The sequence below is a fragment of the Aeromonas sp. Prich7-2 genome (assembly GCF_017939255.1).
GTDB lineage: Bacteria > Pseudomonadota > Gammaproteobacteria > Enterobacterales > Aeromonadaceae > Aeromonas > Aeromonas caviae.
The window spans coordinates 1-299 of the sequence record NZ_JAGKRI010000195.1; the positions used below are offsets into that span (position 1 = coordinate 1).

The 299-nt window shown below is 51.8% G+C and carries 1 pseudogene; it reads right to left on the bottom strand.

Annotated features, from left to right (window positions below):
* Window positions 1-21 precede the first annotated feature (21 nt).
* Window positions 22-299, bottom strand: a pseudogene (locus tag J9892_RS20535) (IS1634 family transposase); the annotation flags it as partial.

A 299-nucleotide genomic window follows, 5' to 3' on the forward strand; every position in this document is an offset into this window, starting at 1 on the left:
AACCGACATTCCGCACCTGATTTAGGAATAAATTTGCCGATAGCGCTCACCCAATACCTCCAAAATGATCTGCTGGTCTCCTGTTAGCTCCGTTACTTGTGGCGGAGCTTCTCCCAGTCGATATTCATGGATGCCACCAAAGCGCAAAAAGATCCAACGGGCCGTCGGCTGCTGGGTCGGTTTCTTTTTCATATCCGCCACACTGCGATTCTGCTCCACTAATCCCTGCCGGATCCGGTGCTCCAACGCTGCGTAAATCATCAGGCTACAGGTCATCACCATGAGCAACGCTTCAATCC